Source organism: Streptomyces sp. MH60, from assembly GCF_002939385.1.
Taxonomy (GTDB): domain Bacteria; phylum Actinomycetota; class Actinomycetes; order Streptomycetales; family Streptomycetaceae; genus Streptomyces.
Window position 1 is genome coordinate 107,880 of the sequence record NZ_MULI01000005.1, and the last position, 22,134, is coordinate 130,013.

The window sequence follows — 22,134 nt, forward strand, 5'->3', positions numbered from 1 at the left end:
GCCCCCGCGGCCCAGGTGTCCAGCGGTCGTCTCAGGTGCGGGTCGCCCAGGCGTAACGGTGCTCGGGGCGGCCCGCCTCGCCGTACTTGAGGGTCAGGACGGCCCGCCCGGTGCGTTCCAGCAGCTTCAGATAGCGCTGCGCGGTCTGGCGGCTCACGCCGGTCCGTTCGGCGATCTCCAGGGCGGAGAGCGGCCCGTCGGCCTTCAGCAGGCACTGGCGTACCAGCTCGGCGGTGGTGGGGGAGTGGCCCTTGGGCAGCCCGGGTTCGGAGGGTGCCGACAGGGCGCCGAAGATCCGGTCGACCTCGGCCTGTTCCGCCTCGCCGCCCCCGTCGAGGGTGCGGCGCAGTTCGGCGTACGCCTCCAGCTTGGCGCGCAGACCGGCGAAGGCGAACGGTTTCACCAGGTACTGGAGCGCCCCCTGACGCATCGCCGCCTGCACGGTCGACACGTCCCGGGCGGCCGTCACCATGATCACGTCGGTCTGGCGCCCCCGCCGCCGCATCTCCCGGACGACCTCCAGACCGGTCCGGTCGGGCAGGTAGTGGTCCAGCAGGATCAGGTCGAGGCGGGGCAGCCGCTCCACCGCGGCCAGCGCCTCCAGCGCGCTGTGCGCCGCACCGGCGACGTGGAAGCCCGGCACCTTCTCGACGTACGCGGCGTTGACGCGCGCGACCCGCGTGTCGTCGTCCACGACCAGGACCTCGATCATCGGGACTCCTCCTCGGCGGCGGTGGGCGCAGGAGCGGTGAGGGCGGGTTGCGGGGACGGTTCGGTCAGCGCCTCCGGGAGGACGACGACGAACTCCGCGCCGCCGCCGTACGCCTCCCCGACGGTCGCGCTGCCACCCTGCCGTTCGGCCAGGCGACGCACCAGCGACAGTCCGATGCCGCGCCCGCGGTGTGCCGGTGACTCCTTGGTGGACCAGCCCGCGGTGAACACCAGCTCCCGGTGGTCCGCCGGAATCCCGGGACCCGTGTCGCGCACCGTGAGCGTGGCGGCGCGCCCCTCGGCACGGAGTTCGACCTCCACGCGCGCGTGCGGTGTCCCCGCGGCGGCGTCGAGGGCGTTGTCGACCAGGTTGCCGACGATCGTCACGAGCCCCCGGGGATCGACCAGCAGGTCCGGCAGCCGCGTCCGGTCCGAGACCCACAGGGCGACTCCGCGTTCGGCCGCGACGGTGGCCTTGCCGACCAGCAGGGCGGCGAGAAGCGGGTCCTGGATCCGCTCCGTGATCTGTTCCGCGGTGACCCGGTGGTCGCCGACCACCTCGCCGACGAACTCCACGGCGTCGTCGTACATCTCCAGTTCGAGCAGGCCCAGCAGGGTGTGCATGCGGTTGGCGTGCTCGTGGTCCTGCGCGCGCAGCGCGTCGATCAGGCCGCGTGTGGAGTCCAGCTCCCGGCCGAGCTGCTCCAGCTCGGTGCGGTCGCGCAGCGTGGCGACGGCACCGCCGTCGTCGGTGGGCATCCGGTTGGCGACCAGGACCCGCTGGCCGCGCACGGTCAGCAGGTCGGTGCCGGTCACCCGGCCGGCCAGGACGTCGGCCGTGCGCCCCGCCCCGAGGGCCTCGTCGGGCAAGCGGCCGACGGCCTCGCCGCCGAGGCCCAGCAGGCGCTGCGCCTCGTCGTTGAGCAGACGCACCCGGCCGCCGCGGTCGAGCGCGACGACGCCCTCCCGGATGCCGTGCAGCATGGCCTCGCGCTCCGCCAGCAGCCCCGCGATGTCCGAGAAGGCGAGGTCCCGGGTCTGCCGCTGCACCCGGCGCGAGATGATCCAGGACGCCAGGGCGCCGACGGCCAGCGCGCCACCGGCGTACGCGAACAGGCCGGGGATGGCGTGGATCAGCCGCGCCCGGACGCTGTCGTACGCGATGCCCACCGAGACCGCCCCGACGATCTCGCCGTCGCCGTCGCGCAGCGGCACCTTCCCGCGGGCGGAGCGGCCCAGGGTGCCGTTGTCGATCTCCATGACCTCCCGGCCGGACAGGGCCTGGCCGGGGTCGGTGGAGACGACCTGGCCGATCCGCCGCGGGTCGGTGTGCGACCAGCGCACGCCCTCGCGGTCCATCACGACGACGTACTCCGCCTTGGTGGCCTCGCGGACCCGCTCCGCCTCCTGCTGCACCGGGCCGTTCGCCGTCGGCCGGGTGGTCCGCAGATCCCGTACGACCTGCGGCTGCTGCGCGGTGGTCTGCGCGATCGCCAGGGCCCGGCGCATCGCCTGGTCGTCCAGCTGGTCGCCGAGCGGCGCCAGGAACAGCCCGGTCGCGAGCACGGCGACGCCCGCGGCGATCGCCAGCTGCATCAGCAGCACCTGTGAGAACACCCGCCGCGGCAGGCCCAGGCGCAGTCGGCGTATGGGGGGAGTGGAGCTCATGGCCATGACGGTACGTGGGGCCGGTGGCCGGCCGTAGTGGGGTGTGGCGTGTATCTCCCGTGGGTGCGCGTACCTCCCGTGGGGTGTCAGCTCGCCAGTGCCGCCGTCACCGGCAGGGCGCGTACCGCGGTGACCTCCATCCGCGCCGGCGAGCCCAGCACCGACGCCCCGCAGCTCTCCGGCCGCGGTGGCGCCGACGCACCCTGTACGACGGTGACCCGCCAGTGCCGGCCGTCGCGGTGCGCCAGCGTCACCTCCCAGCGCGGTGCGGCGCCGTCCGTGCGTACGACGGTCAGGGCCTGGGCCGTGTCCTCGCCGACGGCCGACCGCAGGGCCAGTTCGGCCGCCTGGCCCGGCCGCTCCCACGCGGAGTTCCCGCGGCAGCCCTCGACGACGATCCGGTCCTCGCGCGCGCTGTGCAGGATCTCCTTGACGGCGTGGGCCTGGACCCGGCCGTAGACGTATCCGTGGGGCAGGACGAGCACGGTCGGTGAGAAGCGGTGACCGCCCAGGTGGGTGACCTCCCAGACGCCGTCGGCTCCGGAGGCGGCGAGTTCGGCCGCGAGGGGCCTGCCGAGCAGGGCGCAGCACCGGTCGCGCTTTCCGTTGGTGCAGACGAGGGCGAGCGGATCGCCCGCGTGGGGGCGGCCGTCCAGCACCGAGTCGAAGGTGTGGTGGTCGCCCCGGCCGAGTGCCGCGAAGTCGAGGCCGAGCAGCCGGCCGGGGTCCTTGATCGTGGTGCCGTGCAGCCACACGTTCCCCGGCACGGTGTGGGCCGCGTACACCGTGCGTTCGGTGGGCATGCCCCGGTCCGCGTGGCGGCCGGGGCGGCGTACGAGCGCGACGCGTACGCCGGTCCCCTTCACCGCTGCGTCGAGGGCGCGCCCCAGCGCGGTGTCCAGGTGGCTCGAGGTGAGCGCCTTGGCGCCCCACGGGCCGGGCTGTTCGAGCAGCAACCAGGTCCTCGCGACGGGTGCGGTGCCCGAAACGGGCTCGTCGAGGTCCCGGGAGACGGCTGAGCACGTACTCACAGAGGTGAGCCTAACCTGACTTGCTCCGTGACGACTTCCAGCCGCGCCTGAGCACTACTCCGGCAGTGGTCGCGGCGGCTTCGGACCTGAGTACAGCCCACTCGGTCGCATCCGCAGCGGGCGCTCCCCGTACTCCTCCAGCGCGTGCGCGATCCAGCCCGCCGTACGGGCCACCGCGAAGATCGTCTCGGCGGCGGTGGGGGCCATGCCGGAGGACACGGTGAGCACGGCGAGCGCCAGGTCGACGTTGGCGTGCAGCGGGGTGTGGCGGGCGGCGGTGGCCTGTACGTCACGGGCCGCCGCGAGTGCGGGCGCCGCCCGGGGGATGTCCTCCAGGAGCGCGAACAGGGCACGCGCGCGTGGGTCCTCGCCGGGGTAGAGCCGGTGGCCGAGCCCCGGGATGCGCCGGCCGGCCCGCAACTCCTCCGCGACCACCGGCGCCGCGCTGCCCAGATCGAGTACTTCCAGCAGCATCCGGTGCGCGAGTCCTCCGGCGGCGCCGTGCAGCGGTCCCTCGATCACGCCGAGTCCGGCGGACACGGCCGCGTAGGCGTGCGCCCGTGCCGACGCGGCGACGCGCACGGCGAGCGTGGAGGCCGCCAGGTCGTGGTCGACGAGGAGGCAGAGTGCCGTGTCGAGGGCGCGCAGGGTCGGTTCGTCGGCGTCCTGCCCGCTGAGCCGGGTCCACAGCCGACGGGCGATCGGGTCCTGGTCGTCTCCGTCGCGCAGTACGGGTGGCAGCGCGGCGACGAGGGTGGGGATGAGGGCGCGCGCCGTGCCCAGGACCGCGTCCTCGGTCAGGTCGAAGCGGAGCGGGTCCGTGACCGCCGCGGCGATCGCCGCGACGCGGAGCCGGTCGGCGGGGCCGGCGTGCTCGGGCAGGGCGTCGACGGCACGGCGGGCCACGGCCACGGAGGACTCGGGGACCGGAAAGGCGGCGCCGGGACGCGGTTGCCCGGTCCAGAGCCACTCGGCCACCTCCTCGTAGGTGTGGCGGGCGGCGAGTTCGACCGCGTCGACGCCCCGGTAGTAGAACCGGTCGCTCTCGATGAGCGTGAGGCGGGTGCGCACCGTCAGCTCCTGCCCGGCGGCCGAGGCCGCGCTCGTGCCGCCGTCGCGCCGGTTGCGCCGGGCGAGGGCCCGCACCTCGTCGGCGTCGAAGGTGCTGCCCCGGGAGCCGGGCGCGCGGCGGCTGCCGAGCTGGCCGCGGCTGACGTACGCGTAGACGGTCTCGGGCTTCACCCCGAGCAGGTCGGCCGCCTCCCTGGTGGTCAGGCGCCGCTCGCTGCCGGCGGTGTGGTCGGGCTCTTGATCGCGCATGAGGTCACCGTATCGATCGGAGGCGGTTCGTGTTGAGTCCTCGGACGGCTATGTATTGACTCAGTCAATATTGACAGACTTACAGTCAAGTATGGACAGTGGAGTCACGTTCGAGGAGGTAATCATGTCTGTCAACAGAACCGCAGCGGCCGCAACGCTTGTCGAGGTGCCGCGCGGGCTCGCCGGTGTCGTGGTGGCCGACACCGAGGTCGGTGATGTGCGAGGGCTGGAGGGCTTCTACCACTACCGCCAGTACTCGGCCGTCGAACTCGCGCAGAATCGCGGCTTCGAGGACGTCTGGCATCTCCTGGTCCACGGGGAACTCCCCGACGCACGGCGCGGGGCCGCCTTCGCCGCCGAGACCGCGGCGCTGCGGCGACTCCCCGACGCGGTGCGCGCCGCCCTGCCCGCCATCGCCGAGGCCGGTGGACGCTCCGGCCCGCTCGCGGGGATGCGCACGGGCCTGTCCCTGCTGGGCGCGGCCCTGGGCTTCGGGCCGGTGTACGACCTCTCGGACGGCCGGCGCCGTCAGGACACCCTGGTGGCCGCCGCGGCCGTACCGACGCTGCTGACCGCGCTGCACCGGCTGGGGCGGGGGCTGGAGCCGGTGGAGCCCCGCGAGGACCTGTCGTACGCCGCGAACTACCTCTACATGTTGACCGGCGAGGAGCCGGACCGGGCCCGTACACGGGCGATCGAGCAGTACCTGATCTCCACCATCGACCACGGGTTCAACGCGTCGACCTTCACCGCGCGGGTCATCGCGTCGACGGGTGCGGATGTCGCGGCCTGCCTGACCGGTGCGGTGTCGGCGCTGTCCGGCCCGCTGCACGGCGGCGCGCCCAGCCGGGCGCTGGACACCCTGGACGCGATCGGCACCCCCGACCGCATCGACGCGTGGATCCGCGAACGGGTGCTCGCCGGTGACCGCATCATGGGCTTCGGCCACGCGGTCTACCGCACGGAGGACCCGCGCTCACGGATGCTGCGCGAGGTGGCGCAGCGGTTCGGCGGCCCGCGCGTGGAGTTCGCGGTCGAGGTGGAGCGGCAGGTCGAGGCGATCCTCGCGGAGCTGAAGCCGGGGCGCGAACTGCACACCAACGTCGAGTTCTACGCGGGCGTGGTCATGGAACTGTGCGGCCTGCCCCGCGAGATGTTCACGCCCACGTTCGCGGCGGCGCGGGTGGTGGGCTGGAGCGCGAACATCCTGGAACAGGCGCGCGACTCGAAGATCATCCGGCCGGCGGCCCGGTACGTGGGGCCGGGGGCCCCGGTGGGCGTGCCGGCGGTGGCCTGAGAAGCACGAGCGGCCTGGTGCCGTTCGGGCGCCAGGCCTGGTCGGGGGAGCGTCGAGCAAGGACGGGGTGCCGGATTGCTCGCCGGTGGTGGGTCCGTGCGCGCCGTCGTCGGTGGGTACGGCCGGAGACACGGTTGACGTCAGGCGTCGGGGATGTCCGCCTTGGCCCGGATGAGGGTCTCCCGGCTGACGACCACGATGCGTTCGTAGTCGGCGCGGGAAGCATCGGCGGGGAGTTCGCGCTCCAGGGTCTCGGTGGCCTCGGTGCCGATGACGGCGAAGTTGCCGTCACTCAGCTCGAAGAGGTCCGGACAGCTGGCTCCCGAGGTACTGCCGCGCGAGCTTGGAGGCACACCGATGCGGCGCACGATTTTCAAGGGGGTACCGGTCCTTCTGGATTGGCCATTGTGCTGGGAGCACGTTACTGGGATCCGCGGGCCCGGTGTGCCCCACAGGGCGAAGACACTCCCGGGAAGCGTGAGCTGTCCGGGAGCCTCAGTCGGACGGCGGGGTGCCCACCACCCACCACTCGTCCGTGTCGGCTTCGTCCAGGTCCTTGAGGAGTCCGTCCACCATGGTGCCGACACGTGACTCGACGGACGTGACCTTGAACGACGCCCGTTGATCCCTCGATGCCTCCCAGTACTCCCGCATCAGGGGGGTCTGGAAGAGTTCGCGCAGGTGCCCGAACAACTCCTCCTGGTCCAGGATCCCCGCTTGGTGGAGGTGGTAGAGGTTGACGTACCAGGCGTTGGCGTAGAAGAACTGACGTCGTTTCTGCGCCGGGATGCTCTTGTCGTAGGTGTCGATGACCTCCGCCAGTGAAGGGTCGTCGAGCGCCCTGTTCAGCAACTCCCAGTGCATGCGCTGCTGGTGCCGCAGTGCCTCGCGCCGGAGCGCCAGTTCCTCCAGCCGCAGCTGACGTTCGTGCAGCCGGGTCCTGTCCAGCCGCCGCTGCCGCGCGGCCAGCAGCATGCCGGCCGCGACGGCGCCGAACCTCCCCGTGATGTTCCTCCGTGTGACCATGTCAACCCCCGAATCAGGCGGCCGCCCGCCGGTCGTCGAGTGCGGGTCGGCTGACGGGGACCGGCGAGCGATGGGCGGCGCTTGCCGCCTCCAGAGTGCCGAGCGGCGCTGATCGACGGGGAGGCGGAGAGGAGGCGCACGGAGGGAAGCGAGGGTCGCACAGTCCGGCGCCTTGGAAAACGTCTGCCCCGCGCACGCTGCTAACAATCGTTCACTCCGTGCCGACCGCGGCGGACCGTATCCTGAGCAGGCAATTCCGCACGCGTGGGGGAGAGAGAGGTCGCACGGTGGGGCAGCGCCCGACTCCGCAGCAGATCCCGGTCGTCGTACTCGCCGGGTTCCTCGGCTCCGGGAAGACCACCCTGCTCAACCACCTCCTGCACCGCAGCGGAGGCAGCCGTATCGGCGCCGTCGTCAACGACTTCGGATCGATCGAGATCGACGCGATGGCCGTCGCGGGCGCCCTCGGCGACTCCACCGTGTCCCTCGGCAACGGCTGCCTGTGCTGTGCCGTCGACGCGAGTGAACTCGACGGGTACCTGGAGCGGCTCGCGCGCCCCGAGGCCGGCATCGACGTGATCGTCATCGAGGCCAGCGGCCTGGCCGAACCGCAGGAACTGGTGCGCATGCTGCTCGCCAGCGAGCAACCGGAGGTCGTGTACGGCGGGCTCGTCGAGGTCGTCGACGCCGCCGAGTTCGACGACACCCGCGCCAGGCACCCCGAGGTCGACCGGCACCTGGCCCTCGCCGACCTGGTCGTGGTCAACAAGACCGACCGTGCTCCGGACGCCGAGCGCGTGCTCGCCCTCGTGCACTCGCTCGCCGACGGCGCCGCCGTCGTGCCCGCGACCTACGGCCGCATCGACCCCGAGTTCCTCTACGACTGCCGGCCCGCCGAGGATCGGGTGGGGCAGCTGTCCTTCGACGACCTGCACGAGCACTCCGGGGGCGGCGCACACCCCGGACACCTGCACGCCGCCTACGACACGCTGTCGTTCGTCTCCGACGTCCCGCTCGACCCGCGCCGGCTCATGCGCTTCCTCGACAGCCGGCCCGAGGGCCTCTACCGGATCAAGGGGTACGTCGACTTCGGACCGTACGACTCGCGGAACCGGTACGCCGTCCACGCCGTCGGGCGCTTCCTGCGCTTCTATCCGGAGCCCTGGACGTCCGTCGAGGCCGACACCGCCGGCGCCCGCCGTACCCAGCTCGTCCTCATCGGCTCCGGCATCGACGCGGCGGCCCTCGGCGAGGAACTCGAGGCGTGCCGCCGGGACGCCGACGCCCCGCCCGCCGACGAGCACGGCATGTGGGGCGTCCTTCGCTACGTACCCGACGGCGAGGACCCCGACGGCGTGGACCCCGACGGAGAGGATCCCGACGGCGAGGACCCCGAGGGTGAAGACCCCGACGGCGAGGAGCCGCCGGACACCCCCTAGGTCTCCCTACGCCGGGCCGGCCACCACCGACACCGTCTTCGGCAGCGACACGCCCGAGCCGTCGCGGCGCGGGTCGACGTCCGGGAGCTGGGCCGGCGCGCCGTTCCGCTGCTCGGCGAGCGCCGGAGTGGTGCCCGCCCAGGCGAAGGCCAGGCAGTCCTCGCCCTTCAGGAACCGCTGGCAGCGCACACCGCCCGTGGCGCGGCCCTTGCGCGGGTACTGGTCGAACGGCGTGAGCTTGGCCGTGGTCTGCACGGAGTCGTCCAGCGTGCCGCGCGATCCGGCCACCGTGAAGACCACCGCGTCCGCCGCCGGGTCCACCGCCGTGAAGGAGATGACCTTCGCGCCGTCGGTGAGCTTGATGCCCGCCACACCGCCCGCGGGCCGGCCCTGCGGGCGGACCTGCGAGGCCTGGTAGCGCAGGAGCTGGGCGTCGTCCGTGATGAAGACCAGGTCCTCGTCACCGGTGCGCAGCTCGACCCCGCCGACGATGCGGTCGCCCTCCTTGAGGGTGATGACCTCCAACTCGTCCTTGTTGGAGGGGTAGTCGGGCACCACCCGCTTGACGACGCCCTGTTCCGTGCCGATCGCCAGCCCCGGCGAGGACTCGTCCAGCGTGGTCAGGCAGACCACGTCCTCGTCGTCCTCCAGGGACACGAACTCCGCCAGCGGCGCACCGCCCGCGAGGTTCGGCGTCGGCATGGACTCCGGGAGCTGGGGCAGGTCCACCACGTTCACCCGCAGCAGCCGTCCCGCGGACGTCACCACGCCCACCTCGCCGCGCGCCGTGGCCGGCACCGCGGAGACGATCAGGTCGTGCTTGACCCGCTTGGCGCCCGCCTCCGTGACGAGGGGCTCGTCGTTGGCGGTGCGGGCCAGCAGACCCGTCGACGACAGCAGCACCCGGCACGGGTCGTCCGCCACCTGGAGCGGCACGGCGGCCACCGGCGCACCGCCCGACTCCAGCAGCGTCGTACGGCGGTCGGTGCCGAACTTCTTCGCCACCGCCGCCAGTTCGGTCGAGACCAGCTTGCGCAGCTCCGCGTCCGAGTCGAGGATCCGGGTCAGCTCCTCGATCTCCGCGTTCAGCCGGTCCTTCTCGGACTCCAGCTCGATGCGGTCGTACTTGGTGAGCCGGCGCAGCGGAGTGTCCAGGATGTACTGCGTCTGGACGTCGCTCAGCGAGAAGCGGTCCATCAGGCGCTGCTTGGCCTGCGCCGAGTTCTCGCTGGAGCGGATGAGACGGATGACCTCGTCGATGTCGACCAGGGCGGTGAGCAGGCCCTCCACCAGGTGCAGCCGGTCGCGCTTCTTGCTGCGGCGGAACTCGCTGCGGCGCCGGACGACGGTGAAGCGGTGGTCGAGATAGACCTCCAGCAGCTCCTTGAGGCCCAGGGTGAGGGGCTGGCCGTCCACCAGGGCGACGTTGTTGATGCCGAAGGACTCCTCCATGGCCGTCAGCTTGTAGAGCTGCTCCAGGACCGCCTCCGGCACGAAGCCGTTCTTGATCTCGATGACCAGGCGCAGTCCGTGCGCGCGGTCGGTCAGGTCCTTGACGTCCGCGATGCCCTGGATCTTCTTCGAGCCGACCAGGTCCTTGATCTTCGAGATGACCTTCTCCGGGCCCACCGCGAAGGGCAGCTCGGTGACGACGAGACCCTTGCGGCGGGCCGTCACCGTCTCCACGGACACCGTCGCGCGGATCTTGAACGTGCCGCGGCCCGTCTCGTACGCGTCCCGGATGCCGGGCAGACCGACGATCCGGCCGCCGGTGGGCAGGTCGGGGCCCGGCACGTGCTTCATCAGCGCGTCCAGGTCGGCGTTCGGGTGCCGGATCAGGTGCCGGGCCGCCGCGATCACCTCGCGCAGGTTGTGCGGCGGCATGTTCGTGGCCATGCCGACCGCGATGCCCGAGGCGCCGTTGACCAGCAGGTTCGGGAAGGCGGCGGGCAGCGCCACCGGCTCCTGCTCCTGGCCGTCGTAGTTGGGGGCGAAGTCGACGGTGTCCTCGTCGATGGACTCCGTCATCAGGCCGGCGGCCTCGGCCATCCGGCTCTCCGTGTACCGCATGGCGGCCGGCGGATCGTCGTTGCCCAACGAGCCGAAGTTGCCGTGGCCGTCCACCAGGGGCACGCGCATCGAGAACGGCTGGGCCATGCGCACCAGCGCGTCGTAGATCGACGCGTCGCCGTGCGGGTGCAGCTTGCCCATCACCTCGCCGACGACACGGGCGCACTTCACGTAGCCGCGCTCGGGCCGCAGGCCCATCTCGTTCATCTGGTAGACGATGCGGCGGTGCACCGGCTTGAGGCCGTCGCGGGCGTCCGGCAGCGCACGGGAGTAGATGACCGAGTACGCGTACTCGAGGAAGGAGCCCTGCATCTCGTCGACGACGTCGATGTCGAGGATCTTCTCCTCGTACGAGTCGTCGGGCGGCGGGGTCTTCGTACTACGGCGGGCCATCGCTGCCGGCTCCTTGCTGAAGCGTGAACGGTGATCTGACGCGGTCCATTGTGGACTGCGGCACTGACAGCGACCGACCAGGACCCGTCACGGGCTGCCCGGCCCGGCGCTGCCCGCAGGGTACGCCCTCGTCCCGGGGCGCCGTCCGCGCCGCCGTCCCGCCGACCGCGTTCTCGCTCTCGGCGTACGAGGTCCGGGAACTCCACCGGTGGCCCGCACGCTTGCATACAGTGGCAGGATCGGCGGAATTCCGCAGTTCCGCCCACTGATTCCACCAGGTGGTTCACCCAGTGACGCCACCAGGATCTCGCGATCGAAGGGACGTACATGCCCATGGGTCACACGGCCACAGCCCAGGCAGGCTCCGGCGGCCTGACAGCGACCGAACACCGCCTGGCCAACGGCCTGCGCGTGGTGCTCTCCGAGGACCACCTGACCCCGGTCGCGGCGGTGTGCCTCTGGTACGACGTCGGCTCGCGCCACGAGGTCAAGGGGCGCACCGGCCTGGCTCACCTTTTCGAGCACCTCATGTTCCAGGGCTCCGCCCAGGTCAAGGGCAACGGTCACTTCGAGCTGGTGCAGGGCGCCGGCGGCTCGCTCAACGGCACCACCAGCTTCGAGCGGACCAACTACTTCGAGACCATGCCCGCCCACCAGCTGGAGCTCGCCCTCTGGCTGGAGGCCGACCGCATGGGCTCCCTGCTGGCCGCCCTGGACGAGGAGTCGATGGAGAACCAGCGGGACGTCGTCAAGAACGAACGGCGCCAGCGCTACGACAACGTCCCCTACGGCACGGCCTTCGAGAAGCTGACCGCCCTCGCCTACCCGGAGGGGCACCCCTACCACCACACGCCGATCGGTTCGATGGCGGACCTGGACGCGGCGACCCTGGAGGACGCGCGCGCGTTCTTCCGCACCTACTACGCGCCGAACAACGCGGTGCTGTCGGTCGTCGGCGACATCGACCCGGAGCAGACGCTCGCCTGGATCGAGAAGTACTTCGGCTCCATCGCCTCGCACGACGGCAAGCAGCCGCCCCGGGACGGTGCGCTGCCCGACGTCATGGGCGGGCAGTTGCGCGAGATCGTCGAGGAGGAGGTCCCGGCCCGCGCCCTGATGGCGGCCTACCGCCTGCCGGAGGACGGCACGCGCGCGTGCGACGCGGCCGACCTGGCCCTGACCGTGCTGGGCGGCGGCGAGTCGTCCCGCCTGTACAACCGGCTCGTACGCCGCGACCGTACCGCCGTCGCCGCCGGGTTCGGCCTGCTGCGGCTCGCCGGGGCACCTTCCCTGGGGTGGCTGGACGTGAAGACGTCCGGTGACGTGGAGGTCCCGGTCATCGAGACGGCCATCGACGAGGAGCTGGCCCGGTTCGCCGAGGAGGGCCCCACGGCCGAGGAGATGGAGCGCGCCCAGGCCCAGCTCGAGCGCGAGTGGCTGGACCGCCTGGGCACGGTCGCGGGCCGCGCGGACGAACTGTGCCGGTACGCCGTCCTGTTCGGCGACCCGCAGCTCGCCCTCACCGCGGTGCAGCGGGTCCTCGAGGTGACCGCGCAGGAGGTCCAGGAGCTCGCCAAGGCCCGCCTGCGCCCCGACAACCGCGCGGTGCTCGTCTACGAGCCCACCGCCCCCGCCGACGAGACCGACGCCGACACGACCGGCGCCACCGACGAGAACGAGGAGGCGGCCAAGTGACCGAGCTGGCCACCATGGAATTCCACGCCCAGCCGCAGGCCGGCGAGCCCAAGCCGTGGGCGTTCCCCGCCCCCGAGCGCGGCAGCCTCGACAACGGCCTCACCGTGCTGCGCTGCCACCGCCCCGGCCAGCAGGTCGTCGCCGTCGAGGTGCTCCTCGACGCCCCCCTGGACGCCGAGCCCGCCGGTCTCGACGGCGTCGCCACGATCATGGCGCGCGCCTTCTCCGAGGGCACCGACAAGCACTCGGCCGAGGAGTTCGCCGCCGAGCTGGAGCGCTGCGGCGCCACCCTGGACGCGCACGCCGACCACCCCGGCGTCCGGCTGAGCCTGGAGGTGCCCGCCTCGCGCCTCGCCAAGGCCCTCGGCCTGGTCGCCGACGCTCTCAGGGCACCCGCCTTCGCGGACAGCGAGGTCGAACGGCTGGTGCGCAACCGGCTCGACGAGATCCCGCACGAGCTGGCCAACCCCTCCCGGCGCGCCGCCAAGGAACTCTCCAAGGAGCTGTTCCCGGCCGACTCGCGCATGTCGCGCCCGCGCCAGGGCACCGAGGAGACGGTCGCGGCCATCGACTCGGCGGCCGTACGTGCCTTCTACGAGCGGCACGTCCGCCCCGCGACCGCCACCGCGGTGGTCGTCGGCGACCTCACCGGCGTCGACCTGGACGCGCTGCTCGGCGACACCCTGGGCGCGTGGACCGGCTCGACCGCCGAGCCGCGCCCCGTGCCCCCGGTGACCGCCGACGACCGGGGCCGCGTCGTCATCGTGGACCGTCCCGGCGCCGTCCAGACGCAGCTGCTGATCGGCCGCACCGGCGCCGACCGGCACGACCGCGTGTGGCCCGCGCAGGTGCTCGGCACCTACTGCCTCGGCGGCACCCTCACCTCGCGCCTGGACCGCGTCCTGCGCGAGGAGAAGGGCTACACCTACGGCGTACGGGCGTTCGGCCAGGTCCTGCGGTCCGCGCCGGAGGGCACGGGCGCCGCGATGCTCGCCATCAGCGGGTCCGTCGACACCCCCAACACCGGTCCCGCCCTGGAGGACCTGTGGACGGTGCTGCGCAAGCTCGCCGCGGAGGGGCTCACCGACGCCGAGCGTGACGTGGCCGTGCAGAACCTGGTGGGCGTGGCGCCGCTGAAGTACGAGACGGCGGCGGCCGTGGCGAGCACGCTGGCCGACCAGGTCGAGCAGCACCTGTCGGACGACTTCCAGGCCACGCTCTACCGTCAACTGGCCGCCACGGGCACCGTGGAGGCCACCGCGGCGGTCGTGAACGCCTTCCCGGTGGACCGCCTCGTGACGGTCCTCGTCGGCGACGCGGCGCAGATCAAGGAGCCCGTCGAGGCCCTCGGCATCGGCGAAGTCACCGTGGTGGCGGCCGAGTAGCGGCACGCGCGTGGGGTGGCCCTGGTGACCGGAGTGTCACCAGGGCCGCCGTTTGTCCGTATTGGGGGAGTGGCTGCCCGTCTGCCCTGTGGCGTGCGCTACAAAAAGCCTGTCGCGTTTGAGAATTGAACGCAGCCGCGTTTAGCGTCTTCCGGGCTGTTCGTCATGCAGTGCGCCGCACCCGCGGCACCGGACAGTCATCGCCGAGTCCCCGTACGGCGCGAGCCAGGGGAGCCGGGGACCCACCGCAGTCCCTGGGGTGAATCGGACGCCCGCGCGCAGAGCGAGGGGGTCCGTAGGAGACCTTCCACCTCCGAACCCGTCAGCTAACCCGGTAGGCGAGAGGGAAGGAAAGGACACACCTCTACATGGCGTTCACGCGCGCCACCGGGAAGCACCGCCGTACCGGCCGGGTGCACCGCACCACCGCCCGCGCGGCGGGAGTCGCGGCCCTCGCCACCACCGGCGTCGTCGGCACCCTCGCGGCCCCGGCGCTCGCCGCCGAGTCCGCGGTGGAGCAGAGCGGACTCACACCGGTCGTCACCATCGGCGACTCCGTGGCCGACGAGATAGACGCCCAGGCCGTCGCCCAGCAGCAGGCGGCCGCGGACGCCGCCGCCCGCGAGGCGGCCCGGGAAGCGGCCCGCGAGCGAGCGGCCGAGGCGGCCAAGGAGGCGCGCGAGGCCAAGGAGCGCGCCGCGCGGGAGGCGGAGCGCAAGCGCCTCAACACCTTCGTCGCGCCGATCACCGCCTCGTACGTCTCCACCGCCTACCAGGCCGGCAGCTCCCTGTGGTCCTCCGGCAGCCACACCGGCATCGACTTCCACGCCTCCAGCGGCACGACCGTGCACGCCGTGGGCGTCGGCACCGTCGTCGAGGCCGGCTGGGGCGGGGCGTACGGCAACCAGGTCGTGATCAAGATGCACGACGGCACGTACACGCAGTACGGGCACCTGTCGTCCATCGGCGTCTCGGTCGGCCAGTCGGTCGGGCCCGGCCAGCAGATCGGCCTCTCCGGCGCCACCGGCAACGTCACCGGACCCCACCTGCACTTCGAGGCCCGTACGAGCCCCGAGTACGGCTCGGACATGGACCCCGTCGCCTACCTCCGCTCCCACGGCGTCAACGTCTGACAGAGACGTCCGAAAGCCCCGGCTTCCTTAGCCGGGGCTTTTCGCATTTAATATCGCTTGATTGGCCTGGGGTCGGGCAGAACACGTCAATCACCGGCGTTTCACGGGGGTCAAGGGGAGGTCGCTCATGCGTATTCCGGCGCATTCCGTGTGCACGGCGATCCGGGACGACATCGTCACCGGCGTACACGGCCGCGGGAGCCGGCTCACCGAGGAACTCCTGGCCCGTCGCTACGGCGTCTCCCGCGTCCCCGTCCGCGAGGCCCTGCGCACGCTGGAGGCCGAGGGCTTCGTGGTGACCCGGCGGCACGCGGGCGCGTGCGTGGCGGAACCGACCGAGCGGGAGGCCGCCGACCTGCTGGAGACGCGCACGCTCCTGGAGCCGCTCGGGGCCTCCCGGGCCGCCCGGCGGCGCACCGAGGCCCACCTCAGGGTGTTGCGCGGGCTGGTCAGGCTGGGGCAGGAACGGGCCAGGCAGGGCACCGGCGAGGAACTGCGCTCACTGGGCGGCTGGTTCCACGAGACCCTCGCCCGCGCGGCCGACAGCCCCTCCCTGACGGCGCTGCTGACCCAGCTCCGCCACAAGATCGCCTGGATGTACGTCGTGGAGGCACCGGCCGGCCCGGTGGAGTACTGGGCGGAGCACGGCGCGATCACCGATGCGGTGACCCGGGGCGACGGCGAACGCGCGCGGGCGCTCATGACCCTGCACATCGAGCGGTCGGCGTCCGGGCACCGGCTGCGCTTCGCCTCCGGCGGCGGGCGGACGGAGCGTGTGAGGAATGCGCAACATCCCGTAAACACGGCGGGCCCGCGTCGGTAACGCGGGTGCCGTATACAAAGGGCGGGGAATTCCGCCCGGTGTTTTCCGCTGCCGTAAACAGGATGAACACGCGGGCGGGCCGAAAGGGCGGAGAAACGGAAGAGAAAAGAAGCGAAAGGCCCGTCCGGTGTCCCGGCGGGCCTTTCGGTGGTGCCGTCCCTCGGGCTCAGACGGTCTCGGGAAGCTCCTCGAGCCCCTCGGCGACCAGCTTCGCCAGCCGGTCCAGGGCGGCCTCCGCGCCCTCGGCGTCGGAGGCGAGGACGATCTCCTCGCCACCCTGGGCGCCGAGGCCGAGGACGGCCAGCATGGAGGCCGCGTTGACGGGGGACCCGTCGGCCTTGGCGATCGTCACCGGGACGCCTGTGGCCGTGGCGGCTCGGACGAAGATGGAGGCGGGGCGGGCGTGGAGACCCTCGGCCCAGCCGACGTTGACGCGGCGCTCAGCCATGTGATGCTGCCCTTCAGGTGTTCAGAGGGTTGGAGTTGTCTAGACCAGTCTTGTCTAGACCAGTTTCCCACATCGTGAAGCAGGCCGGGACGACCGCGTGCGCCGTCCCGTGCGGTGCTCGGACCGCGGCCTCGGTCCGAGCTCGTGCCCCCACAGACTGCCCCGCGCCGTTGTCGGACGCGAGCCGTACTCTGGGGCCCATGCAGACCTCGTCGGACCGGCACGAGTACCCCGCCCACTGGGAAGCCGACGTGGTGCTGCGCGACGGCGGCACCGCGCGCGTCCGACCCATCACCGTTGATGACGCCGAGCGCCTGGTCAGCTTCTACGAGCAGGTCTCCGACGAGTCGAAGTACTACCGCTTCTTCGCGCCGTATCCTCGCCTGTCCGCCAAGGACGTCCACCGCTTCACGCACCACGACTTTGTGGACCGGGTGGGACTCGCGGCCACCATCGGCGGCGAGTTCATCGCCACCGTACGCTACGACCGGATCGGGGCCGGCGGAACGCCCGCCACCTCCCCGGCCGACGAGGCCGAGGTCGCCTTCCTCGTCCAGGACGCCCACCAGGGGCGCGGCGTCGCCTCGGCCCTCCTGGAGCACATCGCCGCCGTCGCCCGCGAGCGGGGCATCCGCCGCTTCGCCGCCGAGGTGCTGCCCGCCAACAACAAGATGATCAAAGTCTTCATGGACGCCGGGTACACCCAGAAGCGGAGCTTCGAGGACGGGGTGGTCCGCCTGGAGTTCGATCTCGAACCCACCGACCGCTCGCTCGCCGTGCAGTACGCGCGCGAGCACCGCGCGGAGGCCCGTTCCGTCCAGCGGCTGCTGCAGCCCGGCTCGGTCGCGGTCGTCGGCACCGGCCGCACCCCGGGCGGCGTCGGCCGCAGCATCCTCGGAAACATCCGGGACGCGGGGTACACGGGCCGCCTGTACGCCGTGAACAGGGCCTTTCCCGAGGACCAGAAGCACCTCGACGGGGTCCCGGCGTGCCGCTCCGTGCGCGACATCGACGGGCCCGTCGACGTCGCCGTCGTCACCGTGCCCGCCGAGCAGGTCCCCGAGGTCGTCACCGAGTGCGGCGAACACGGCGTGCAGGGACTGGTGGTGATCTCCGCCGGATACGCCGACAGCGGCCCCGACGGACGCGAACGCCAGCGGGCCCTCGTGCGGCACGCGCGCACGTACGGCATGCGCATCATCGGGCCCAATGCCTTCGGGATCATCAACACCTCCCCGGACGTGCGGCTCAACGCCTCCCTCGCCCCCGAGATGCCGCGCCCCGGCCGGATCGGCCTGTTCGCCCAGTCCGGTGCCATCGGCATCGCCCTGCTCTCCCGGCTGCACCGGCGCGGCGGCGGGGTCACCGGTCACACCGGCGTGTCCACGTTCGTCTCCTCCGGCAACCGGGCCGACGTCTCGGGCAACGACGTCCTGCAGTACTGGTACGACGACCCGGAGACCGATGTCGCGCTGATGTACCTGGAGTCCATCGGCAACCCGCGCAAGTTCACCCGCCTGGCCCGGCGCACCGCGGCCGCCAAGCCCCTGGTCGTGGTGCAGGGAGCCCGGCACGGCGGCGTGGCGCCCCAGGGGCACGCCGTACGGGCGACCCGGCTGCCGCACGCGACGGTCTCCGCGCTGCTGCGGCAGGCGGGCGTGATCCGGGTCGACACCATCACCGACCTGGTCGACGCGGGGCTGCTCCTCGCCCGCCAGCCGCTGCCCGCCGGACCGAGGGTGGCCATCCTGGGCAACTCGGAGTCCCTGGGGCTGCTCACCTACGACGCGTGCCTCTCCGAGGGCCTGCGCCCGCAGCCCCCGCTGGACCTGACGACCGCCGCCTCGGCCGACGACTTCCACGCGGCCCTGGCCAGGGCCCTGGCCGACGACACGTGCGACGCGGTCGTGGTGACCGCGATCCCGACGGTGGGGGAGGGGGCGGCGGGGGACGCCGCGCTGGCTCAGGCGCTGCGCTCGGCGGCGGCCGCGGTCCCCACCAAGCCGGTCCTCGTGGTCCATGTGGAGCTGGGCGGCCTGGCGGAGGCCCTGTCCGCGGCGGCGAGCACCGCCCCGCAAGCGGCCCCGGGCACCACCTCCCAGCCCGCCCCGGGCACCGCCCCGCACGCCGCCCCCGGCCCCGTCGAGGAGTCCGCCTCCGGCCCGCCCCGCCCGTCAGGGCCGCCCCGCCCAGGCGCCGCCCCGGCCCGGCAGCCGTCCGCCGTCCCGGTCCCGGAGGGCGCCCACCTCATCCCCGCCTACCCCGCCGCCGAGCGCGCCGTCCGCGCCCTCGGCGAGGCCGTCGCCTATGCCCAGTGGCGGCGCGACGCCGCCGACCCCGGCAAGGTGCCGGAGTACGAGGACATCGACGAGAAGGGCGCCGCCGAGCAGATAGCCGGGTACCTCGCGCGCGGTCAGGGGCTCACCCTCGGCGCCCAGGAGACCTGCGAGCTGCTGGGCAGGTACGGCGTCCACGTCCACCGCGCCCTGCCTGCCCCCACCCCCGACGACGCCGCGGCCGCCGCGCGGACCATCGGCTACCCCGTGGCCCTCAAGGCCACCGCCCCGCACCTGCGGCACCGCGCCGACCTGGGCGGCGTACGCCTCGACCTCGCGAACGAGGAGCAACTGCGCCGGGCCTACGCCGAACTGACCGAGCTGTTCGGCGCCCCCGCGGAGCTGCGCCCGGTGGTGCAGGGCATGGCCCCGCGCGGCGTCGACACCGTCGTACGGGCGGTCATCGACCCGGCGGCCGGCGCGGTGCTCTCCTTCGGCCTCGCCGGCGCGGCCACCCAGCTGCTCGGCGACATGGCGCACCGGCTGATCCCGGTCACCGACCGGGACGCCACCTCGCTCATCCGCTCCATCCGCACGGCGCCCCTCCTCTTCGGCTGGCGCGGCTCCGCACCCGTCGACGCCGCGGCCCTGGAGGAGCTGCTGCTGCGGGTCTCCCGGCTGGTCGACGACCACCCGGAGGTCGTCGCGGTCACCCTGGAACCGGTCGTGGTCGCCCCGCACGGCCTGAGCGTCCTCGGCGCCTCGGTACGCCTCGCACCCCCTCCCGCCCGCGACGACCTGGGCCCGCGGACCCTGCCGGCGTACTGACCCGCCACGCTCCGCACCCGCCCGGTGCCCGCGCCGGGCACGGTCCGGGACGGGTACCGCGGGAGCGTCCCTCGCAGTCAGTGGGTCCCCGTAGGATGGACGGCATGGCCAAGACCAGTACGACGACCCAGGGGCTGCGAGCGGCGATCGAGCGCAGCGGCTACTACCCGGCCCTCGTGGCCGAGGCGGTGGAAGCCGCCGTGGGCGGCGAGCCCGTGCGGTCGTACCTGGTCCATCAGGAGACGACGTTCGACCAGAACGAGGTGCGCCGGCACGTGACCGTGCTGGTCCTCACCGGCAACCGCTTCATCGTCAGCCACACCGACGAGCAGGCCGCCGACGACACCTCCCCGACGCCGTACGCCACGACGTCCACGGAGTCCGTCAAGCTCGGCCGGATCTCGTCCATCGTCGTCAGCCGCGTCGTCGCCAACCCGGAGCAGTACAAGCCGGGCACGCTGCCCCGCGAGATCGTGCTGACCATCGGCTGGGGCGCCGTCTCCCGCCTCGACCTGGAGCCCGCCGCCTGCGGCGACCCCAACTGCGAGGCCGACCACGGCTACACGGGCAGTTCGACGGCCGACGACCTCAGCCTGCGCGTCAGCGAGGCCGGGGACGGACCCGAGACGGTGCGCCAGGCGCTCGCCTTCGCCCAGGCCCTCTCCGAGGCGACCGCGGACTCCGCGCGCTGATGGTGCAGCACACCGCCTGGGACACCCACCCGGAACCGCTCCCCGTCGACTCCGCCCCCGTACCCGAGTACGGCACGGGCTCCCTCGCCGATCTGCTGCCCACCCTGGCCGCCGGTCTCGGCGTTCCCGGCATGACCGCGGGGATCACCGAACTGACCCCCGCCGACCGCAACTGCGTCTTCCTGATCGACGGCCTCGGCTGGGAGCAACTGCGCGCGCATCCGGACGACGCCCCCTTCCTCAACTCGCTGCTGGACAGCTCGCGCGGCGGCACCGGACGCCCGATCACCGCCGGTTACCCGGCGACCACGGCGACCTCCCTCGCGTCCGTCGGCACCGGTCTGCCGCCGGGCGCCCACGGCCTGCCCGGGTACACGGTGCGCGATCCCGACACCGGCGCCCTGATGAACCAGCTGCGCTGGCAGCCGTGGACCGCGCCGGGCCCCTGGCAGCCGTATCCGACCGTCTTCGCCCTCGCCCACGAGGCGGGTGTGCACGCCGCCCAGGTCTCCTCCCCGACGTTCGCGAACACCCCGCTGACCAAGGTCGCGCTCAGCGGCGGCCAGTTCCACGGACGCCTGTCCGGCGAGGACCGGATGGACTGCGCCGCCGAGCAGCTGGCCGGTGCCGACCGGGCCCTCGTCTACACGTACTACGCCGAGGTCGACGGCGCGGGCCACCGCTTCGGCGTCGACTCCGACACCTGGCGCGGCCGGCTCGCGCACGTCGACCGGCTCGTCCAGCGCCTCGCCGAGCAGCTGCCGCCGCGCAGCGCCCTGTACGTCACCGCCGACCACGGCATGGTCGACGTGCCCTTCGACGAGGACCACCGCATCGACTTCGACGAGGACTGGGAGCTGAAGGCGGGCGTCGCCCTCCTCGGCGGCGAGGGCCGCGCCCGCCACGTCTACGCCGTCCCCGGCGCTCACAACGACGTGCTGACCTGCTGGCGCGAGGTGCTCGGTGAGCAGTTCTGGGTGGCCTCGCGGGACGAGGCGATCGCGGCGGGCTGGTTCGGGCCCCGCATCGACGACCGGGTGTACGACCGCATCGGCGACGTCGTCGCCGCCGCACGCGACGACGTCCTGCTCATCGCCTCCGAGCGCGAGCCCAAGGAGTCGGCGATGGTCGGCAACCACGGTTCGATGACCCCTGCCGAGCAGCTCGTCCCGCTGCTCGAAGTACGCTCCTGACGCCCCGCACACCCCTACTCCGCCGAAAGGTGCCCAACCCCTCATGCCCGAGCTGGTGTTCTTCTCCGGAACGATGGACTGCGGGAAGTCGACACTGGCTCTCCAGATCGAGCACAACCGCTCGGCACGCGGACTGGCCGGCATGATCTTCACCCGCGACGACCGCGCGGGCGAGGGCAAACTCTCCTCCCGCCTCGGTCTCGTCACCGACGCGGTCGAGGTCGGGGACGGCCAGGACCTGTACGCCCACGTCGTCGACCACCTCTCGCAGGGCGGCCGGGTGGACTACGTGATCGCGGACGAGGCGCAGTTCCTCGCCCCGGACCAGATCGACCAGCTCGCGCGGGTGGTCGACGACCTCGACGTCGACGTGTACGCCTTCGGCATCACCACCGACTTCCGCTCCAAGCTCTTCCCGGGCTCCCAGCGGCTGGTGGAACTCGCCGACCGGGTCGAGGTGCTCCAGGTCGAGGCCCTGTGCTGGTGCGGCGCCCGCGCCACGCACAACGCCCGCACCGTCGGCGGGGTCATGGTCGTGGAGGGCGCCCAGGTGGTCGTGGGCGACGTCGCCCAGTCCCCGGACGAGGTCGGCTACGAGGTGCTGTGCCGCCGCCACCACCGCCGGCGGATGACGAGCGGGACGGCGCGGGCGGCGGCGCTGTCACCGGACGTGCTGCCGGTCTCCGCCACCTGAGTCGAGTGCCGG

Annotated in this window: 18 protein-coding genes and 1 riboswitch; of the genes, 10 read left to right on the plus strand and 8 right to left on the minus strand. The window is 72.8% G+C overall.

Features of this window, described 5'->3' with window-relative positions; genetic code table 11:
• Nucleotides 1–31: 31 nt before the first annotated feature.
• The 4 genes from BZZ08_RS06095 to BZZ08_RS06110 all read right to left on the minus strand — a co-directional run bounded on the left by BZZ08_RS06095 (nt 32) and on the right by BZZ08_RS06110 (nt 4,730).
• Nucleotides 32–712, minus strand: coding sequence for a response regulator (locus BZZ08_RS06095; RefSeq protein WP_104631097.1), 681 nt, complete (start codon nt 710–712; stop codon nt 32–34).
• The gene (locus BZZ08_RS06100; protein WP_104631158.1) at nt 709–2,379 is read right to left on the minus strand and encodes an ATP-binding protein; all 1,671 of its coding nucleotides are present in this window, start codon (nt 2,377–2,379) and stop codon (nt 709–711) included. The genes BZZ08_RS06095 and BZZ08_RS06100 overlap by 4 nt, the downstream gene beginning before the upstream one ends.
• Before the next feature lie 86 nt (nt 2,380–2,465).
• Nucleotides 2,466–3,410, minus strand: a complete 945-nt coding sequence (locus tag BZZ08_RS06105; RefSeq protein WP_104631098.1) for a sucrase ferredoxin — start codon at nt 3,408–3,410, stop codon at nt 2,466–2,468.
• A 54-nt stretch (nt 3,411–3,464) separates the two neighbouring features.
• Nucleotides 3,465–4,730 (minus strand): citrate synthase, encoded by a 1,266-nt coding sequence (locus BZZ08_RS06110; protein ID WP_104631099.1) that lies wholly within the window; start codon nt 4,728–4,730, stop codon nt 3,465–3,467.
• 124 nt (nt 4,731–4,854) lie between these two features.
• On the opposite strand from BZZ08_RS06110, the gene BZZ08_RS06115 reads away from it, so the two are divergent.
• On the plus strand, nt 4,855–6,027 hold the full coding sequence (locus BZZ08_RS06115) for a citrate synthase/methylcitrate synthase (RefSeq protein WP_104631100.1): 1,173 nt from the start codon (nt 4,855–4,857) through the stop codon (nt 6,025–6,027).
• Between the two features lie 140 nt (nt 6,028–6,167).
• On the opposite strand, the gene BZZ08_RS06120 is transcribed toward BZZ08_RS06115, so the two are convergent.
• Nucleotides 6,168–6,404 (minus strand): hypothetical protein, encoded by a 237-nt coding sequence (locus BZZ08_RS06120; RefSeq protein ID WP_076976678.1) that lies wholly within the window; start codon nt 6,402–6,404, stop codon nt 6,168–6,170.
• A 118-nt stretch (nt 6,405–6,522) separates the two neighbouring features.
• Entirely contained in the window at nt 6,523–7,053 is a 531-nt protein-coding gene (locus tag BZZ08_RS06125; protein ID WP_198601313.1) for a DUF6082 family protein, read from the minus strand.
• 287 nt (nt 7,054–7,340) lie between these two features.
• On the opposite strand from BZZ08_RS06125, the gene BZZ08_RS06130 reads away from it, so the two are divergent.
• Complete coding sequence (locus BZZ08_RS06130; RefSeq protein ID WP_104631101.1) at nt 7,341–8,492, plus strand: CobW family GTP-binding protein; 1,152 nt, start codon at nt 7,341–7,343, stop codon at nt 8,490–8,492.
• Between the two features lie 6 nt (nt 8,493–8,498).
• Here the strand turns inward: BZZ08_RS06130 and BZZ08_RS06135 are convergent, their stop codons facing one another.
• On the minus strand, nt 8,499–10,955 hold the full coding sequence (locus BZZ08_RS06135) for a DNA gyrase/topoisomerase IV subunit A (RefSeq protein WP_104631102.1): 2,457 nt from the start codon (nt 10,953–10,955) through the stop codon (nt 8,499–8,501).
• Between the two features lie 327 nt (nt 10,956–11,282).
• Between BZZ08_RS06135 and BZZ08_RS06140 the strand changes: the two genes are divergently transcribed.
• From BZZ08_RS06140 to BZZ08_RS06155, 4 genes are all read left to right on the plus strand, one after another.
• Nucleotides 11,283–12,650, plus strand: a complete 1,368-nt coding sequence (locus tag BZZ08_RS06140; protein WP_104631103.1) for a M16 family metallopeptidase — start codon at nt 11,283–11,285, stop codon at nt 12,648–12,650.
• On the plus strand, nt 12,647–14,035 hold the full coding sequence (locus BZZ08_RS06145; RefSeq protein WP_104631104.1) for a M16 family metallopeptidase: 1,389 nt from the start codon (nt 12,647–12,649) through the stop codon (nt 14,033–14,035). The genes BZZ08_RS06140 and BZZ08_RS06145 overlap by 4 nt, the downstream gene beginning before the upstream one ends.
• A 191-nt stretch (nt 14,036–14,226) precedes the next feature.
• Nucleotides 14,227–14,391: riboswitch (cyclic di-AMP (ydaO/yuaA leader) on the plus strand.
• A 12-nt stretch (nt 14,392–14,403) separates the two neighbouring features.
• Nucleotides 14,404–15,168: a M23 family metallopeptidase gene (locus BZZ08_RS06150; RefSeq protein WP_104631105.1), complete on the plus strand. Its 765-nt coding sequence runs from the start codon at nt 14,404–14,406 to the stop codon at nt 15,166–15,168.
• Between the two features lie 127 nt (nt 15,169–15,295).
• The gene (locus BZZ08_RS06155; RefSeq protein WP_104631106.1) at nt 15,296–15,991 is read left to right on the plus strand and encodes a GntR family transcriptional regulator; all 696 of its coding nucleotides are present in this window, start codon (nt 15,296–15,298) and stop codon (nt 15,989–15,991) included.
• 166 nt (nt 15,992–16,157) lie between these two features.
• Here the strand turns inward: BZZ08_RS06155 and BZZ08_RS06160 are convergent, their stop codons facing one another.
• Nucleotides 16,158–16,439 carry an HPr family phosphocarrier protein gene (locus BZZ08_RS06160; RefSeq protein ID WP_007445064.1) on the minus strand — a complete coding sequence of 94 codons (282 nt, stop codon included), beginning with the start codon at nt 16,437–16,439 and terminating at the stop codon, nt 16,158–16,160.
• 200 nt (nt 16,440–16,639) lie between these two features.
• On the opposite strand from BZZ08_RS06160, the gene BZZ08_RS06170 reads away from it, so the two are divergent.
• From BZZ08_RS06170 to BZZ08_RS06185, 4 genes are all read left to right on the plus strand, one after another.
• Nucleotides 16,640–19,543, plus strand: coding sequence for a bifunctional acetate--CoA ligase family protein/GNAT family N-acetyltransferase (locus BZZ08_RS06170; RefSeq protein WP_104631107.1), 2,904 nt, complete (start codon nt 16,640–16,642; stop codon nt 19,541–19,543).
• A 95-nt stretch (nt 19,544–19,638) separates the two neighbouring features.
• The gene (locus BZZ08_RS06175) at nt 19,639–20,235 is read left to right on the plus strand and encodes a DUF5998 family protein (protein WP_042825364.1); all 597 of its coding nucleotides are present in this window, start codon (nt 19,639–19,641) and stop codon (nt 20,233–20,235) included.
• The gene (locus tag BZZ08_RS06180; protein ID WP_104631108.1) at nt 20,235–21,428 is read left to right on the plus strand and encodes an alkaline phosphatase family protein; all 1,194 of its coding nucleotides are present in this window, start codon (nt 20,235–20,237) and stop codon (nt 21,426–21,428) included. Before BZZ08_RS06175 ends, BZZ08_RS06180 begins: the two co-directional genes overlap by 1 nt.
• A gap of 43 nt (nt 21,429–21,471) precedes the next feature.
• A complete protein-coding gene (locus BZZ08_RS06185; RefSeq protein WP_104631109.1) occupies nt 21,472–22,122 on the plus strand; it encodes a thymidine kinase in 651 nt (216 codons plus the stop codon).
• Nucleotides 22,123–22,134 lie beyond the last annotated feature (12 nt).